Source organism: Serratia sp. AKBS12 (assembly GCF_024793895.1).
Taxonomy (GTDB): domain Bacteria; phylum Pseudomonadota; class Gammaproteobacteria; order Enterobacterales; family Enterobacteriaceae; genus Serratia_F.
The window spans coordinates 1,842,212-1,855,689 of record NZ_JANUSB010000015.1 but is presented as its reverse complement, the minus strand read 5'-3'; the positions used below and the strand labels follow the sequence as shown (position 1 = coordinate 1,855,689).

Here is a 13,478-nt window from a genome sequence, read left to right as displayed (position 1 = left end):
TATCAGGTCATCACAAAATTAATCACGATGATAGGCAGCGCAAGCGTTTGATTAAAGTTTGTTTACCAATCTTTACTGTCAGTTATCATTGCTGCAACAGTGCGCGAATTGCTGCTTTATTCAACGCTCGGCCGCCGCGTGCCGGTTTTTCGCGCGATCGCGTCGTGGCGGGCTTTACAAGCGGATCCACTGTGTTTATAGTGCGGCTCATTGCGGAGGGGTGGCCGAGTGGCTGAAGGCAACGGTCTTGAAAACCGTCGACGGGAAACCGTTCCAGAGTTCGAATCTCTGCTCCTCCGCCATCTTCTCTTACATCGTGATTTATCAGGATGTACCAGTACCAACGTCAATATCCCATTGTCATCCAGAGCGCCGCATCACCCTAAAAATCGGTGAAGCCAGGCCCTGTTGCGCCCATTTTTCTTTCGCCGAACGACCTCGGCAACGTTGGTTAAATCCTCAGTGCAGTCTGAACCGGCCTTGTATTGCGATAGCCTGCCCACCGGCTGTTTCCATCCTTCAGGGCGGAAGGGTGTCAATGATACCGACAACGCAAAACCAACCTGCCAGTGCCAAAAACGGCCCAAAGGGCAGCGGTCTGTCGAGCGGGCGGCCGTAGCAGCAACGAGCCGCCAGCGTGACGGCAATACCCGCGCCCGAGGCATACAGCAGCAGCTCCGGCAGTATCGTCCAGCCCCCCCAGGCGCCCAGCGCCGCCAGCAGTTTGGCATCGCCGTAACCCAGCGCTTCGCGCTTTAACAGCCAACGGCTTAACCAGTACAGACTCCAGAAAAACAGATAACCCACCATGGCGCCGGCTATGGCATCGCCTGGGGCGAGAGGGGATTGCAGCAGATGGAACAGTAATCCGCCCCATAACAACGGCTGTGTCAGGTTATCCGGCAACAGTTGATGATCGTAATCAATAAAAGACAGGGCGATTAACGTCCAGCTAAACAGCCAAAGCGCCAGCAATGTGATCCCCGGCGGATAGTGCCAGGCCAGCCATAACGTGGTCAGCGCGGTGAATAGCTCCACCAGCGGATAGCGGCGGGAAATCGCCTGGCGGCAGTGGCGGCAACGGCCACGCAGCCATATCCAGCCAAGTAGCGGGAGGTTATCCCACAGGCGTAGAGGGCGCTCGCAATGCCGACACCGTGAGGCGGGCAGACACAGGTTGAACCCTTTGCAAGGGGCCATCAGCATCAGTGGCAGACGCCAGATAACCACGTTTAAAAAGCTGCCAACGGACAATCCCAGCAGGGCTATCAGCAGCCACCCGCTGAAAGGCATCGCCACAGCGGAAGTATTTAATTGACTCATGGTGTTTATGTTAATCATGGCGACTTAATACCATCCGGCTGACGAGAACCCGATCGTCGGTAGCGGACTGCCGGGTTATCTGTATTTGCAGCACCTGGATGGCGGCCTGTTGTTCAAGCTGTTGCAGCAATACCATCAACTGGGAGAAACGAATGCTGAACGGCGCCAGAGTCAGCCCTCCATTCTCGGCCGTCTGACTGAGGGTCAGGTGATGAGCGGCGGCAACCTCGGCCAGCACATCGCTAACCGGGGCCTGCCGCTGTGCCGGCAGTTGTCGTTTAAGTTGCAACAGCATGGGCAGGTGATGGTCCAGCGTGGCGCGGTAGCGCTGCATTTCGCTCAGCCGGGCGCTCTGGTGCTGCGGGTAGGCTTTCAGCGGCGACAAAACCAGCCCGTTCACCAACTGTGCCAGCGTCAGCACGGTGGCAAAAGCCGCCAGCCAGCGCTCGCGTACCGGGCGCTGGCGCCAGAAAACGATAAGTTTATTCATAAGGCGTCCCTGCGCGTGATCTGTAAACGGGTCTGATTTTCGCCGTCGCCGAGCCAATGTAATTCCAACGCGGGGGGAATGGCCGACTGGCGCGCTTTTAACGTGTCCGGCGGGGTCGCGAAGACCAGCTCCAGCCGATTGTCCTGCCAGTGAAGCCGCTGCGGGCGCTCGTCCCCCAGCCCATCAAGAAAAGGCCGCAAATCGTTGAGCAATGTCAGCAGGCCGTCACGCGGCAGTTGTTGCAACAGTTTGGCTTTTTGTTCAGCCAGTCGTTGGGCCGAGGGGGCGTTTCCACGCTGTTGTGGGAAATACTGCCAGTAGCGAGCCAGCGTCTGCGTCTGTAACCGGTCTGCCTGTTGGCCGATGCGGTAACCGCTGATTAACGGGGGCAGGGCAAACGTAGCCAGGTACAGCCCGCCGAGAACGGGCAGCAGATGACGCCATCGCCGGCTGGCGGCGCGTTTGCTGCCTGCCAAGTGCTGAAGCACATTGACCTGGGTTTGCCTGGCGCCGGCAGCCAGTAGCGGCATGGCGCTGTCAGACGCTACGGTAGGCCACTGGCTGAAGCAGCCAGGCGGCGGAGAGTGGCTAAGCGGCGCGGGGTCGGGGTCAAAACGGCTGAAAATCAACGCCAGCTCCTCTTCATCCACGGCGTTAAAACCGGCATAACGAGACTGGCGAACCAGCCACTGGCGTTGCAGCCGTAGTGCCTGCCAGCGTTGCGACGCGTCGGGCAATGCCAGAACGTCCGGTAGTGCTTGCCCGGCGGTGATACCGGCGTCGCTCAGCCAGTCGACCCAGCGTTGCAACTGGGCTTTATCGACGGCCGCCAACCACACGTCCTGCCCCCGCTGATCCAGGACGGTCAGGTGCAATTGCGTCACGTCTCCGGGGGTGATGGTTTCCAGTTGCCAGGCCAGGGCGGCGTGATGGCCAGGGCGCACTTTTTTGCCAAAGGTCGCGCGGTGAAACAAAAAGGCGCGGGCGCCGAGCAGCACGGTAACGCGGCTGCCTAGGGCCCGCGGCTGCAATATTGCCAGCTGGTTTTCATCTGCCAGCGTCCCTTCTTCTGCGGGGGCCGACGCCGGACGATAATACCAGGCTACCGACTGGCCCGGACGGTCATGAAGATGAATAAAAAGCTCATCGGGCGGTGTTGGTTTTCTCATCGCTCAGTTACTCAAAAGTATAGTGTCTATTCAGCACCGACAGGCGTTGTGCACGATGTTGCCAGAACGTTCGCAACTGATGGCGTGGCAGCGTTTCGCCCAACCATTGGTCCAGATAAAAATACTCACTCTGCCAGACGATGGCGCTGCTGGCGTCGACGCGGGTGCGCTGGCTCAGTGCCGGCAACGGCGGCAGTGGCCGATCGTCACCCCAGCCTGCGTCCGGGCGGGCTGCCAGCAGCGAGGCGGCCTGCTGCGCCGTTATCTCGCCGAGCAACAAAGCCTGCAACAGTGGCAGCTGCGCGCGGGTCAGGGCATTAAGGTTCACGCGCAGCTGTTTATCCGGCAATGCGCACACCAAGGGCGTGAGCCGCTGATACAGATCCCGATCCATGCTGTTGAGTATGCGGATTTCACTGACGTCCAGCAGCATACGGTTGGCGGGCGTCAGCGCTGGCTGATGATGCTGGTACGCCTGCGCTTCGGGCGGGTTATTGACGGTAGGGACGTCGGGGTCTACCCAGTCGGTCAATGCCTGAGTGAGCGTGTCTGCCCGCGCGTCCTCCACCCCAAGTTGTTGTAGTAAAGTGAAGAAAACGCGTTGGGAATAGGTGTAGGCTTGCGGCGCGGCCGGGGACGTGCTCGCGGTAATGGCATTCAGGTTATAGCAGCTCTGCCCGTCGCTTATCTGGTAATGGATTGGCACGTCGTCCAGCCGTAGCTGTTGCAGGCCGCTGGGCGGTGGCGATGACGGCAAGCTCGCCTGCTGCCGGCGTTGAATAACCGCTTCGCTACCCAGCAGCAGCCATTTGGCCTGCTGTGCATCAACGTTTTGCCGAGTTTGCTGATAGCGCAGTTGCCAGTCGGTTTGCATCCGGCTGACGATCAGCGAGATCATCGCGGTGATAAGCAACACGATAAGCAGCGCCATACCACGTGCAGGACGAGGGGTCATGACGCCTCCTGCACGAAAAATTGCCGGGTTAAAACGCCCAGATCGCGTGTCTCCAGCCTCAGTTCGACCCCCTCAGGCAAGCGGTCGGGGAACGGCCATTGCGTAACCCACTGTCCCTGAGACCAGAAACGCCAACGAATGCCCTGAACATGCTCCAGCTGCGCGCGCGGCGGGCGTAACGTCGCTGGCGTGCCCTCCGGTTGATGCAGGCTGATGCGTTCCAGGCAGCCATCGGCGAATTGCCAGCGCACCTTTTCCAGTTCCGAGCGGGCGAACCAGCCGCCGGGGTTGCGCCAGTGGTTTTTGAGCAGCGTCAGCGTGGTAGATTGCCCATCGTTCAGCAACTGGAGGTCGGCGGTGCGTTCGGAGCGAAGGCGGGCATTGGCCAGGTCATGCTCCAGCAGGCGAAACAGCCACTGTACTTCACCGAGGCGTTGGTTATGCCGATGAGTAACTTGCTGGTTCTGGCTGACGCCGTACAGTATCTGATAGCCCATCAGGCTCAGCAGGGCAAACAGGGCGATAGCCACCAGCATTTCAAGCAAGGTAAACCCCTTTTGACGATCATTCATCAGCGATGCGATAGCTCCTTAATAGCGCCAGCGGAGCGGTAAAATCGCCGTGCAGACTGACTTCGACTTCCAGGGCGCGCAGGCCGGGGTCGGTGGTTGCGACGCCACGCCAGCGCAGGTGCCAGTGATGGCCGGCCATCTCTCGCGTCTCTATCTGCCAGTTTTCCGGCGGCCAGACCCGCTGCAAAAAGAGCGTCGTTAGCTGATTTTCCGCTAGCCAACTGGCCAGTTGCCGCTGTTGCAGCCGTTCGGTATGGCGTACCTGCTCGCTGCTCACGTTAAGCCCGGCGATGCCCGCGCCGGCGAGTATGGCCAGCGCGACCAGCACCTCCAGCAATGTCATTCCGCGGCAGTGCGATAGACGGCTCATGGCATAACGGGGTCCGGTAACGGCGGCCAGACGTGGTGCTGAACGCCATTTTCATCGAGCAGGCTCAGTTCGGCGGCGCTGTATTCACCGCCGGGAAACAGCAGTACTTTGGGATCCTGCCACCGCGCTTCGTCCTGGCCGACAGGCAGTTCGACGGGGGTGCCAGTCTGCGTCAGCTGCAGGCTCAACGCGGCGGACAAAGAGCGGAACTTCAGCGGTGATGCCTTGAGCGGATGCCAGTAATAGCCCGGCCAGTAATAGCTGGGGCGTTGGCCATTAGGCTGGCGAGTAAGAACCATCAACTGCCAGGATTTCTGTGCGGGAGACAGGCCGTAAATCCGCCCGTCTCGCTCCGTCTGCTGAGCCGCCCATCGTAGAGCCGTCGTGAGGCGCTGCGTTTCCTGGCGCAACGGATTATCGGCAACAAAAATTTTAACCGTCAGGACGATGGCGCCGATCAACAGCACCACCAGCATCATTTCCAGCAAGGTGAATCCTTGCTGCCGAACGGAGGTAAAGCCGGGCATCAGGGCTGTTCCTCGTGGTTGAGGCTGAGATGCCAGTTGCCGATGTCATCGTCGGTGCCGGCGACGCCATCGGGACCGCCAGAGAAAATATCAATCGGGTTTTTTTCACCCGGAGACATGAGCTGATAAGGCTGGCCCCACGGATCGGCAGGAAGACGGCGCAAATAGCCCGCGGGGTTGTAATAACGCGGCAGCGGGGCGACGGTCGGCGCTTTGACCAGGGCCATTAGCCCCTGTTCGGTCGTCGGGTAGCGGTTATTATCCAGCTTGTACATGTCCAGTGCATTTTCCAGCGCGGCAATATCGCTCAGCGCTTTTTGCCGATCGGCGCGCTCTTTGTTGCTCATCAGATTCGGCACCACCAGGCTTGCCAATACGCCCAGAATCACGATGACCACCATGATTTCCAGCAGGGTAAAACCGCGTTGCGGATGTAAACGCCGGGAAGTGCGGTCGCATTGCGTGTTCATTATTTTTCCTTCTAATCAAAGTAACAATTCAGCTCACCATGGTGTTGAGCTGGAGAATGGGTTGAAGAATCGCCAGGATGATAAACAGCACGACCCCTGCCATGGTGACGATAAGCAAAGGTTCGAACAGTGCGACGGTCAGCGCCATCCTGCTGAAGAAGGCGTTCTCCTGGATATCGGCGGTGTGCGCCAGCATGTTGCCCAGCTCGCCGCTGCGCTCGCCGGAACCGATCAGATTACGCATCATCGGCGAGAGCAGGCCGGTCTGGGTGAGCGCGGCGATCAGCGTGCTGCCTTCGCGTACCTGCTCACGCGCCTGCAATAATTGTTGGCGGGCATAGCTATTGGCCAGCACGCCAGCGCTGATGTGCATGGCGTCCAGCAGCGGCACCGCGCTGGTGTGAAGAATGCTCAGGGTGCGGGCGTAGCGGGCCAGGTTCAGCTCGCGAATGACCGGGCCGGCAAGCGGCAGCCTGAGCTGCAAACGGTGCCAGTGCAGGCGGTGGCGGGGTTTTTTCAGCCAGAGTCTCAAACCGAACAGCAGCAGGCCAACGCCCCCGGCAAGCCACGGCGCGGCAATTTGCAGCGCCGAGCTGCCGGCCATCAAAAGGCGGGTGCTCAGCGGCAGCGCCTGCTGCATGTGAACGAACTGCGCTACGATGCCCGGTACCACGGCGGTGAGTAACAGCGTCACCACGCCGATGGCGATAACCGTCAGTATCAGCGGGTAGAGCAGCGCCTGTAACAATTTACCGTTGACCTGCTGACGTTGTTCCAGGTTATCTGCCAGCCGTTGCAAGACCTGATCAAGATGCCCCGACGCCTCGCCTGCCGCCACCGTGGCGCGAAACAGCGGCGGAAAGGTGCGCGGGTGGCCCGCCAGCGCGTCAGAAAAAGACATCCCCTCCAGAATATGGTGATGCAACTGAGCCAGCAGCGTGCGCTGGCCGGGCTTTTCGCACTGTTCTGCCAGCGTATTCAGGGCTTCCTCCAGCGGCAGCGCGGCACCGATCAGCGTTGCGAGCTGGCGAGTGAACAATACCAGCGCTTTGCCATTCAACGCGCTGCGTTGGTGTAGCCAGTCCGGCAGCCCGCCGGTTCTGGTCTGCACCTCGCGCAGCCGTAGCGGGATCAGACGTTGCTGTTGCAATTGCGCGCGCGCCGCACGCGCGTTATCCGCCTGAACTTCTCCCCGGCAGGGCATCCCCTGGTGATCAAGAGCATGATAACGCCAACGTGTCATGAGCCGACCTCCCGCGTGACGCGTATCACTTCCTCAAGGCTGGTAATGCCGGAGCGTATTTTCGCCAGCCCGTCATGGCGCAGGGTTTGCCCACGCGTGTATTTTTCGAGTTCGACGTCGCTGTCACCACGGGCAATGGCCGCACGCAAGGTATCATCGACGCACAACAGCTCGTGAATGCCGGTACGCCCGCGGTAGCCGCTAAAGTTGCAACGCTCGCAGCCGACTGGCTGGAAGAGGCTGAGCTTTTCTTCTCCCAGCCCGGCAAACCCGAGCTGACGCAGCGTTTCACCGTCGAGGCATTCCGCGCGGCGGCAGTGGCGGCAGAGGATGCGAACCAGGCGCTGAGCCAGAACGCCGGTTAATGAACTGGCGAGCAAAAACGGTTCAACGCCCATATCCCGCAGGCGTCCGATGGCACCGCTGGCGCTGTTGGTGTGCAGGGTGGAGAGCACAAGGTGGCCGGTCAGTGAGGCCTGCACCGCAATCTGCGCCGTTTCGGCGTCGCGGATTTCGCCAATCATGACCACGTCGGGATCCTGGCGCAAAATGGCCCGCAGCCCGCGGGCAAAGGTCATGTCCACTCTGGGATTGACCTGCGTTTGGCCAACGCCGTCCAGATCGTATTCCACCGGATCTTCAACGGTCATGATGTTGCGCGTCTGACTGTTGATGAGCTGCAGCGCCGAATAGAGCGTGGTGCTTTTCCCCGAGCCAGTTGGCCCGGTGATCAGCAGAATGCCGTGGGGGTGCTGGAGCAGGCCGACCAGGCGCTGGTGAACCTGCTCCAGCATGCCGGTACTGGCCAAGTCGAGGCGCAGCGCGTTTTTATCCAGCAGGCGCAGCACCACGCGCTCCCCGTGGCTGGTGGGCAGCGTCGAGACGCGCACGTCGATGGCCCGGCCGGCCAGACGCAGCGCGATACGTCCGTCCTGGGGGAGGCGCTTTTCGGCAATGTCCAGCTTGGCCATCACCTTGATGCGCGATACCAGCAGCGCCGCCAGTTGCTGTGGCGGCGTCAGGATTTCTTTTAGCACGCCGTCAATGCGAAAGCGGATTTTCAGGCTGCGTTCAAAAGGTTCGATATGCACATCCGAGGCGCCCTCTTTTATTGCTTCGCTCAGCATGGCATTAATCAGCCGGATAATCGGCGCGTCGTCGTCGCTGGCCAGCAGATCGTTATCCTGGGGCAGCGCCTCGACCAACTGATAAAAATCGATTTCGCTACCCAGATTTTCCATCATCTTGCGCGCTTCGTTGCCGTCCTGTTGATAGCCTTGCATCACCGCAGCGGCGAAGGTTTCATCATCTACCGCTTGCAGCGCGCCGTCGGGATAAAGACGGCGTGCCTCCAACAGCGCCTGTGACGTGGCATGGGCGCGGAACAGCAACAAGGTGCCGCGTTCGGGGTGCTGAATGCGCAGCACTCCGTGCTGCTGTACCCAGCTAAAGGGCAGGGCTGGCGTACTCATGGTGCCGCCTGTTGCCAGAAGCGGGTGATGTCCGCCTGTAGGGTCGTCATTGCCGGCCGTGGGCCAAGCGCGGCGTCCAGATTTTTATCCAGTCGTTGCGTGGCCTCCCCACGGTCTTGCTGCTCACCAAAATGCGCCCGCTGCTGTTGACTGGTGCGGTTGTAATCCTGCTGTTGGCGGATGATGCTCGGGCGAATAAACAACATCAGATTGCGCTTCACCGTTTTCTGTCCGGTGGAGCGGAACAGGAAACCGATGCCGGGAAGGTCGCCAAGCCAAGGCACCTTGCTGGTGATATCGTGGCTGCTGCGATCCAGCAGCCCGCCAATCACCACGGTGTTGTGGCTATTAACCAGCACCGCATTTTTTACCGTGCGGGTATTGAAGGTGGCTCCCAGGTCACCGGTGCCGTCGGCGGCTTTTTCCGCCACGCTGGACACCTCCTGTTCAATTTCCAGCAGTACGGTATCGCCTTTATTGATCTGGGGTTTTACCTTCAATTTGATGCCCACGCTTTTGCGTGCCACGGTGCTGAACACGTTGTCGCCGGAGGTGGTTTGTGAGCCGGTGAGAATGGGCACGTCCTGACCAACGTTAAATTCGGCTTCCATATTGTCGAGTGTGACAATGCTGGGGGTCGCCAGAATATCGTTTTGGCTGTTGGTGGCGAGCGCCGTAAGCAGACCGCTCCAGTTGCCCTGGTAAAAGCCGGCGGCAAGGCCGGTGCTGTTTTTCAATACCTTCGCCAGGTTGTTGGAGGTCAGCGAGGTCACCGCGCTGCCGGTGTCGGGGAACTGGCTACCGCCATGCCGCTGATTGAACCATTGCACCCCCAGATTCAGCCCGTCGGCGTCCTGGACCTCCACCACTATCGCCTCGACCAGCACTTGCGCGCGGCGGATATCCAGCCGCTCAATCACCTGTTCCAGATCGCGCAGCATGTCGGGCGCCGCATGAATAATCAGCGCGTTGGTTTGGGCATCCGCCTTGATCACCACATTCTTCATCATGGCGATGGCGGGAACCGCCGAATTGGCACCGCTCTCGTTTTGCAGGCCGCTGCTGACGCCGCTCAACACGCTCAGCAGATTCTCTGCCTTGGCATGTTGAAGATAGATGACTTTGGTATTGCCCTGGCTGCTTCCTTGTACGTCCAGTTTGTGCACGGTGGCGATCATGCGTTTACGTGCCTGTTCCTCGCCGCTTATCACCACCGCGTTGGTGCGCTCGTCGGCAACGATGCTGACAGTGGGGCGGCTACCTGCGCTTTTGCGATCGCCCTTTAGCAACGTATCGGCAATGCGCGCCACTTCCCCCGCGGAGGCGTAGCGCAGGGGCACGGTTTCTACCGTATGGTCGCCTGCTTTATCGACGTTGCCGACAATTGCCACCAGTTGATCGACCAGTGCGGCTCGGCCGGTCAGCAGCAGGACGTTGGAGGGATCGTAATGCACCACCGTGCCAGAGGAGGCGTCATTCAGTTGACGCAGTAACGGAGCCAGATCCTTGCCGGTCACATTGTGCAGCGGCACCATGCGCATAATCACCTCATCGCCGCCATGGCCAGCGTTAGCGCCCTCTACCAGCGGAATGGCCGCGCCTTTGGTTTTTTTTGACGGAATGACCTTGAGCACCCCGTCAGGCATGGTAACCGCGCTAAAACCATAGACTTCCAGCACGCTCAGAAAAAAGGCGTAGTAACGTTCGTCATCCAGCGCCTGGTAACTGCGTACGCTGATATTGCCTTTAACCGACGGCTCTATAATGATGGTTTTATTGAGGTTCTTGCTGACGGTGTTAATGAATTCGTGAATGTCGGTGTTCTGGAAACTGGCGGACCAGCCGGCCGCCTGGGCGGCGGGAAGGCACAGCGGATTGAACAGCCAGATCAGCAGCAAAGTGGTGAGTCGGCCGGAAGAAAAAGGCAGGTTAGGGAGCATCATAGCTTGGCCTTCTGGTTGATCAATAAAACGTTCAGGGAAATAGCAGGGATTCATAGTTCCCCTGATGATCGATAATGACCCGATCGGGGAACAGGCGTACCAGGCGCGCCTGGCCATCGAGTAACAGATCGCCCTGAAGGTAACTGGCCTGGCGGGCGTTGTGTTCAATAATGGCCATGCTCTGTTGTTCTCCGGCACCGATCACCAGCCCCGTGACGCGCAGCGGCAATGCGCTACGCGGCGCGTAAAAAATTCCGGGGTCCTGAGCGTGCAGCAATTGCGTACTGAAAGGTGAAGACGGCGCGTTCTGAACCGGGCCAAATAACGGCAGCGATGCGAAATCCTGCTTTTCGGGCGTGGGCATCACCGCCGGGGCGCTTTGCTGCACGTTGCCGCTGGGGGCAAGCTGCCAGGCAGGGACAATAGCAAACCAGACTCGCCAGGCGATCAACGCGGTGAGCGCCAGCGTTAGCGCGCGGTAGCCCTGCGGCGAGTTCACGGCGCCCTGCCAATGGGGGAAAGCAGACCGGAGCCGTCGCATTACACGATAACCAGCAGAGAAAGAGCCAGGAAAGAGCGAAAAAAACGTTTCAACCGCTGGCGAAACGTAGCAAAACCACGCTCGGTGTTGGCGTGCCCAGCGCGTGATTTTGGCAATGACCGCTGTGTCGGATTGTTAAACGCTTCCTCGAGCGACGCGGCGTTGAGCCGCAGGCCGTAATGGGGAATGGTTTCTATCAGCCTGACGGGAACGTTATGCCGCTGGAATACATTACGCAGCTGAAATACCAGTTGGTGATAATTATTATCCCTGACCTGCCGATGGTTTTCATGCCAGACAATATTAATGAGCTGGCGTTTGCAGGTAATGTTTTTTATTAATGCGGCCATGAGCCTTTTCTGGGTCTCGCTCAGCGTCATCACCGCTTGATTGGGGTGAATCACCAGCTGGTTAATTGGGCAATGTAGGGTCAGAATATTCCCGCAATGCAATAGGCGTTCGCTGTAGATCTCTTTGCATTGCTCCGGTGAAAGTTGCTGCTTTTGCATCATGGCCTCATGGAATGAAATGTGCTGAATACCGTTATGGAAGCATTCTTTTCAGCAACTGCTTATTTTGCCACTCGTGCTTGATAACGGCGGCAATATGCAGCGCGATCAGTGCTGCCAAAACGGCACAGGAGATAATGTGGATACGGTTAAATAATCCTGTCAGCCAGGGGTCATGTAGCGGCTGCGGCAAGGTGAAAAGATGGAAGACATTAATGGCGCGCTCCATCATTAATACGCCGGTTATCAATACCACGAGGATCGTTACGTATAACAACAGATGCGTGGCATGAGCGATAAAATTCAGCCATGGGTTGGCGTTGGCATCTGTCGGTTTAGGCGCGGACAGAAAGTAGTAGCAACGCAATATAAACAGCGGAATGAAAACGGTCGTTATGGAGACATTAAAAAAACCGATAGCATCGCTCACTGGGTCAGCAACACCAACAATGGCAACGTAAAAGCCGGACAACGTGGCCCAGATGATAATGGCGGCCGATAGCCAGTGCAGAATTATTTGTGGTCGCGAGTATTTAAGGCGGAGATGCATCAATTCTATGTCCTATATCTTATAAGGGTAAGGCACTTTACAAGGAGACTGGCGGGCAGGCTTGTGAAACGTTATGACCCGCGAATATAGGCTTTAGAACCTGGCGGAGGTCATGCCTGGTCATGGCGGAGTAAGAAAGAGTCAGCCCGGTAAAGGGAGCATCGGCCTGGTTCGCCCTGACTGACGCGTTGGAATAATCAGGAAACGGCACCGCCAGACGGACGGCTCGACTGATTCACAAACATTAAGCGTAATTCTGCGGCGATAAACGCCGCGATGTGCTTAGCTATGTCGAAGCACGGGCTGGCACCTAATCGGGCAACCGATATTTGCCCTGCGGTGAGGCGCCTGATAACGCCAGCGTATCCGGCGCTAGCCTAGTCCTGTTCGTATTGATGTTCTTTTATAACAATTATTCTCTATTACCGATGGAGAGTTCTCTCCATCGGCGTGGAGATAACCCCTGCTTGCGCTAAGGGATTGTCTCGATGTGGCGTGTGAGAGTTCCGGTAATCAAGATCGCTGTTGAAGCACTGCTTTCCCCATGACAGGATATCTCCCCCGGATCTAAAAGAGATACTAATCATGGAAAATAGTATGACAGCGGAACAGTTGTCCTCCGCGGCCCTTATCATATTAGCTGAGAACGTTATCTTTACCCCATTAAAGCGTACGCTGAAGCGAGGCAACGTGACCGTTGCCTTGACTGAAAATGAAGCCTGTCTGTTGCGGATGCTGTTGGAAAAAACCTGTTCCAAGAGAGAGATCATGTATGAGATTTGGGAAAAACGTGGCGTTATAGTCACCGATAGCAGTTATTACAAACTGGTGCGCCAATTAAGACTGTCCTTTATAAAAATAGAATTAGACGAAAAGCTGATCATGACGTTACCCCGCATTGGTATTTTGTATACTGGAACAAAAAGCATGGCAACACCGAATGCACCTAAAAATAGATTTAATTGGAGGTTGCTAAAGAGTAGGCCCTTGGTATCAATTATTATAATCCTGATAGGTAGCATAGGTTTTATTTCAAAAGCGGTTATTATGGAATAACTGCTAAAACCGTCTGTTTTGTAATATTGCCCTGCATTGCCATTACCGTTGCTGCTGCCGGGCAGGCGACGCTTTGCTGAGGAAATGGAAATAGAATTTTAATGGGGTATTGATGGCTGACCTTGTACGTTCGCTGCTGGCTCCCTTGGCAATGCCCAGCGTACTCACGGTTGCGCCCATTGTTCGCCCGGCACAAGATAAAAAACAGGGGCGCTGACTATAATGGGTGATATCATGGCACTCCTACCACCGTCACCCGGTGTAAGAATGATATCGTCAGGCAAAGTC

15 protein-coding genes and 1 tRNA gene are annotated in these 13,478 nt (G+C 57.7%); 2 read left to right on the top strand and 14 right to left on the bottom strand.

Annotated features, from left to right (window positions below; translation table 11 throughout):
* Positions 1 to 214: 214 nt before the first annotated feature.
* A tRNA-Ser gene (locus NYE85_RS18620) sits at positions 215 to 302 on the top strand.
* A 217-nt stretch (positions 303 to 519) separates the two neighbouring features.
* Here the strand turns inward: NYE85_RS18620 and NYE85_RS18615 are convergent.
* The 14 genes from NYE85_RS18615 to NYE85_RS18550 are packed head-to-tail and all read right to left on the bottom strand — an operon-like array spanning position 520 to position 12,134.
* Complete coding sequence (locus NYE85_RS18615) at positions 520 to 1,293, bottom strand: A24 family peptidase (RefSeq protein WP_309600880.1); 774 nt, start codon at positions 1,291 to 1,293, stop codon at positions 520 to 522.
* A 40-nt stretch (positions 1,294 to 1,333) separates the two neighbouring features.
* Positions 1,334 to 1,813, bottom strand: coding sequence for a type II secretion system protein M (locus NYE85_RS18610; RefSeq protein ID WP_259006180.1), 480 nt, complete (start codon positions 1,811 to 1,813; stop codon positions 1,334 to 1,336).
* Entirely contained in the window at positions 1,810 to 2,982 is a 1,173-nt protein-coding gene (gspL, locus tag NYE85_RS18605) for a type II secretion system protein GspL (protein ID WP_259006179.1), read from the bottom strand. Before gspL ends, NYE85_RS18610 begins: the two co-directional genes overlap by 4 nt.
* A gap of 7 nt (positions 2,983 to 2,989) precedes the next feature.
* Positions 2,990 to 3,937 (bottom strand): type II secretion system minor pseudopilin GspK, encoded by a 948-nt coding sequence (gene gspK / locus NYE85_RS18600; protein WP_259006178.1) that lies wholly within the window; start codon positions 3,935 to 3,937, stop codon positions 2,990 to 2,992.
* The gene (gene gspJ, locus NYE85_RS18595; protein WP_259006177.1) at positions 3,934 to 4,509 is read right to left on the bottom strand and encodes a type II secretion system minor pseudopilin GspJ; all 576 of its coding nucleotides are present in this window, start codon (positions 4,507 to 4,509) and stop codon (positions 3,934 to 3,936) included. Before gspJ ends, gspK begins: the two co-directional genes overlap by 4 nt.
* A complete protein-coding gene (gene gspI / locus NYE85_RS18590) occupies positions 4,502 to 4,879 on the bottom strand; it encodes a type II secretion system minor pseudopilin GspI (protein WP_259006176.1) in 378 nt (125 codons plus the stop codon). Before gspI ends, gspJ begins: the two co-directional genes overlap by 8 nt.
* Positions 4,876 to 5,406 (bottom strand): prepilin-type N-terminal cleavage/methylation domain-containing protein, encoded by a 531-nt coding sequence (locus NYE85_RS18585; RefSeq protein WP_259006175.1) that lies wholly within the window; start codon positions 5,404 to 5,406, stop codon positions 4,876 to 4,878. Before NYE85_RS18585 ends, gspI begins: the two co-directional genes overlap by 4 nt.
* The gene (gspG, locus tag NYE85_RS18580; protein WP_259006174.1) at positions 5,406 to 5,876 is read right to left on the bottom strand and encodes a type II secretion system major pseudopilin GspG; all 471 of its coding nucleotides are present in this window, start codon (positions 5,874 to 5,876) and stop codon (positions 5,406 to 5,408) included. The genes NYE85_RS18585 and gspG overlap by 1 nt, the downstream gene beginning before the upstream one ends.
* Positions 5,877 to 5,904: 28 nt before the next feature.
* On the bottom strand, positions 5,905 to 7,119 hold the full coding sequence (gene gspF / locus NYE85_RS18575) for a type II secretion system inner membrane protein GspF (RefSeq protein ID WP_259006173.1): 1,215 nt from the start codon (positions 7,117 to 7,119) through the stop codon (positions 5,905 to 5,907).
* Positions 7,116 to 8,591, bottom strand: coding sequence for a type II secretion system ATPase GspE (gspE, locus tag NYE85_RS18570; protein WP_259006172.1), 1,476 nt, complete (start codon positions 8,589 to 8,591; stop codon positions 7,116 to 7,118). The genes gspF and gspE overlap by 4 nt, the downstream gene beginning before the upstream one ends.
* Entirely contained in the window at positions 8,588 to 10,534 is a 1,947-nt protein-coding gene (gene gspD, locus NYE85_RS18565) for a type II secretion system secretin GspD (RefSeq protein ID WP_259006171.1), read from the bottom strand. Before gspD ends, gspE begins: the two co-directional genes overlap by 4 nt.
* A gap of 31 nt (positions 10,535 to 10,565) precedes the next feature.
* Positions 10,566 to 11,033: a type II secretion system protein N gene (locus NYE85_RS18560; protein ID WP_259006170.1), complete on the bottom strand. Its 468-nt coding sequence runs from the start codon at positions 11,031 to 11,033 to the stop codon at positions 10,566 to 10,568.
* Positions 11,034 to 11,074: 41 nt separating this feature from the next.
* Positions 11,075 to 11,584 (bottom strand): hypothetical protein, encoded by a 510-nt coding sequence (locus NYE85_RS18555; protein ID WP_259006169.1) that lies wholly within the window; start codon positions 11,582 to 11,584, stop codon positions 11,075 to 11,077.
* A 34-nt stretch (positions 11,585 to 11,618) separates the two neighbouring features.
* The gene (locus NYE85_RS18550; protein WP_259006168.1) at positions 11,619 to 12,134 is read right to left on the bottom strand and encodes a cytochrome b; all 516 of its coding nucleotides are present in this window, start codon (positions 12,132 to 12,134) and stop codon (positions 11,619 to 11,621) included.
* Between the two features lie 585 nt (positions 12,135 to 12,719).
* Between NYE85_RS18550 and NYE85_RS18545 the strand changes: the two genes are divergently transcribed.
* Positions 12,720 to 13,190 (top strand): hypothetical protein, encoded by a 471-nt coding sequence (locus NYE85_RS18545; protein WP_259006167.1) that lies wholly within the window; start codon positions 12,720 to 12,722, stop codon positions 13,188 to 13,190.
* Positions 13,191 to 13,478 lie beyond the last annotated feature (288 nt).

Coding starts and splice junctions, on each gene's coding strand:
- gspE (WP_259006172.1), bottom strand. CDS start 8,591: ATGAGTACGCCAGCCCTGCCCTTTAGCTGGGTACAGCAGCACGGAGTG.
- gspI (WP_259006176.1), bottom strand. CDS start 4,879: ATGAGCCGTCTATCGCACTGCCGCGGAATGACATTGCTGGAGGTGCTG.
- NYE85_RS18545 (WP_259006167.1), top strand. CDS start 12,720: ATGGAAAATAGTATGACAGCGGAACAGTTGTCCTCCGCGGCCCTTATC.
- gspG (WP_259006174.1), bottom strand. CDS start 5,876: ATGAACACGCAATGCGACCGCACTTCCCGGCGTTTACATCCGCAACGC.
- NYE85_RS18615 (WP_309600880.1), bottom strand. CDS start 1,293: ATGCCTTTCAGCGGGTGGCTGCTGATAGCCCTGCTGGGATTGTCCGTT.
- gspL (WP_259006179.1), bottom strand. CDS start 2,982: ATGAGAAAACCAACACCGCCCGATGAGCTTTTTATTCATCTTCATGAC.
- NYE85_RS18585 (WP_259006175.1), bottom strand. CDS start 5,406: ATGCCCGGCTTTACCTCCGTTCGGCAGCAAGGATTCACCTTGCTGGAA.
- gspD (WP_259006171.1), bottom strand. CDS start 10,534: ATGATGCTCCCTAACCTGCCTTTTTCTTCCGGCCGACTCACCACTTTG.
- gspF (WP_259006173.1), bottom strand. CDS start 7,119: ATGACACGTTGGCGTTATCATGCTCTTGATCACCAGGGGATGCCCTGC.
- gspK (WP_259006178.1), bottom strand. CDS start 3,937: ATGACCCCTCGTCCTGCACGTGGTATGGCGCTGCTTATCGTGTTGCTT.
- NYE85_RS18550 (WP_259006168.1), bottom strand. CDS start 12,134: ATGCATCTCCGCCTTAAATACTCGCGACCACAAATAATTCTGCACTGG.
- gspJ (WP_259006177.1), bottom strand. CDS start 4,509: ATGAATGATCGTCAAAAGGGGTTTACCTTGCTTGAAATGCTGGTGGCT.
- NYE85_RS18555 (WP_259006169.1), bottom strand. CDS start 11,584: ATGCAAAAGCAGCAACTTTCACCGGAGCAATGCAAAGAGATCTACAGC.
- NYE85_RS18610 (WP_259006180.1), bottom strand. CDS start 1,813: ATGAATAAACTTATCGTTTTCTGGCGCCAGCGCCCGGTACGCGAGCGC.